The organism is Pseudidiomarina sp. WS423, assembly GCF_050750165.1.
Lineage (GTDB): Bacteria > Pseudomonadota > Gammaproteobacteria > Enterobacterales > Alteromonadaceae > Pseudidiomarina > Pseudidiomarina fusca.
Map to the genome: position 1 here is coordinate 1 of NZ_JBOJLN010000035.1, position 2,212 is coordinate 2,212.

Sequence of the window (2,212 nt, forward strand, 5' to 3'; positions counted from 1 at the left end):
TTTAGTTCTACCATCGAGTATTGAGCCAACAAGCTAGGAGTACTAATAATTCATGAAAACAGGACGCAATGAAAAGTGTTGGTGTGGTTCAGGAAAGAAATTTAAACATTGCCATTATGGCCGAGAAAATCAAGACCCAGTGAGTTTAGGGGAAGCTATTGGTCATAGCCAAAAAAACGCTTCACGGAAATGTTGCTACGTTCCTGATGACTTAAAAAATGAATGCAGCAAAAAAATTATTAATGCCCATACCATATCTAAAAGCGGCAGCCTGAAAGAAATTGCAGATGAAAGTAATCATGTCTTAGGATTAAAAATAAGCTTGCCAAATATAATTAAAAATCAAGGAAAGCTGATTCCTGAGAGAATAGGAATTAATCAAGCATCCACATTTAAAGGGTTCTGTTCGACACATGACAAATCGCTCTTTGCTTGTATTGAAGATAGAGCGTTTATTGGAGATGATGAACAGTGTTTAGCTCTGATGTACCGTTCAGTCGCGAAAGAACTTTATGCTAAAGAAGGCGGGCTAAATACCTCGGGTTTTATTAAAAATGGGGACAAAGGTAAGAATCGAATAGATCAAATGTTCATCCAAAGTTTTGCGACAGTTCATCAAACAGGGATTAACACTGCTATCAAAGAATTGTCGGAACTTAAATCGAAGCTTGATGATCAGCTCCTAAGAAAATCTTCTGGTAATTTGAGCCACCTTATTATTGAGGCGACATCACCCATGCCCGTTGCTGTTTCGTCAATTGTTTCCCCTATAACAGATTTTGATGGGAATTTAATCCAAGATCTAGGTGACTTAAATGTTGTGGCTGAGCAATTGGTTTTTAATTCATTTTCTAGTGATGGTAAAGGGTATGTGGTTTTTAGTTGGTCAAAAAGCTCAACCAAAGTTTTATGCTTCATCAAGTCACTATTGGCCATAGATACCGATAATATTTTTAGTGCGCTAATTCGGTTCTTTTTTGGTGTTGCAGAAAATACATTTACATCTCCTAAATGGTGGGATGGTCTATCAGTTGAACAAAAAGGTAAAATAGAGAAGCTCATCATGGCAGGAGTAAACCCGTTCGAATATGATCCTTGTAACATACTGATTGATGACGGCATCAACTTTTCAGGGTGGGAAGTTGGTAGCCTCAGGAAAATAAATTTCTAACAAGATGCTTAATTTCGTTCCGGCCAAAAACAACATGGCCTCCACTGGACTGCCTACGCTACGCTGCGGCAGCCAATTAGCAAAGCGTTAAATTCACAAGGAGAGATAGTGCTAAAGCATCACTTAAATGTTGTCTGCGACGATATCTGGCAGCGTCTCGAAAATTCCAAGAGGTTTGGCATATCTCAAGGCGAGGAAACTCTTACAGATAACCTTCTGCTTTATCTGGCATCGCAAAGGCTATCAACAATCAAGATAATCCAAACCCCGAAAGATAAGGAGAGTGTCAAAGGGACTGATTGGGAGTGGTGGATTGGTAATAAAACAACTGGCTTTCTTCGGTATGCGGTACAAGCCAAAAAATTGGATTTAAAAACAGGTCGTTATGCTTCTCTCAACCATAAGGTTGGTGAAGGAGTGTCAGCAGAGTTTCAGCACAAAATACTTGAGGATTATGCGAAGGCCAATAAGGCTATTCCTCTGTATGCATTTTACAATCATTTGGGTTCTAAGGACTTGCCCAAAAACTGGAACTGTCCTTTACCTATGGATCACTCCAAGCTGGGATGCACAGTTACCCCACTCAACAATGTTAAAAAAGCTATTTCACAGAGAGGGTGGCGCACCTTCGATAAGATACACTCATTTCCTGAGACTGTCCCATTACGCTGTCTCGCGGTGTGTCCAAATATAGCTTTCGCTGCATCTGGAAGCGGAAAAGCGGCGATTCAGCGCTTCGGGGTAGAGGCCAAAGTTTACGAGAACCCTTGGGGGTGGATCAGTGAAATGGGGCACCTACAGAGTTTCGAGCAAATGCCTCGTCAGTTTTACGATCATGAATTGGGCTATTACCCAAAACGGATATTACTGATAGATACGAGCGAATGTGAATTTAACAAATAGCTGCAGCGGACGCCTTCGGCGCGCGCTGAGCTAGGCGTTATGCAGCTTGACACTATTGCGCAACGCGCTACACTATAATCCATGATTAGAACTTTCAAGCACAAAGGACTGAGGCTTTACTTCGAAACAGGAAGTACC

General features: G+C 41.2%; 2 protein-coding genes. Both read left to right on the top strand.

Translation table 11 applies throughout. The annotated features are described in order from the left end of the window. The first annotated feature begins 52 nt into the window (after nt 1-52). Complete coding sequence (locus tag ACQ661_RS12605) at nt 53-1,171, top strand: SEC-C domain-containing protein (protein WP_431668579.1); 1,119 nt, start codon at nt 53-55, stop codon at nt 1,169-1,171. A 108-nt stretch (nt 1,172-1,279) separates the two neighbouring features. Further along, nucleotides 1,280-2,074, top strand: coding sequence for a DUF6615 family protein (locus ACQ661_RS12610; RefSeq protein ID WP_431668580.1), 795 nt, complete (start codon nt 1,280-1,282; stop codon nt 2,072-2,074). Nucleotides 2,075-2,212: the final 138 nt, after the last annotated feature.

What these genes read in the sequence shown, in the direction of transcription:
- ACQ661_RS12605 (WP_431668579.1), top strand. Translation starts at nt 53, where the DNA reads ATGAAAACAGGACGCAATGAAAAGTGTTGGTGTGGTTCAGGAAAGAAA.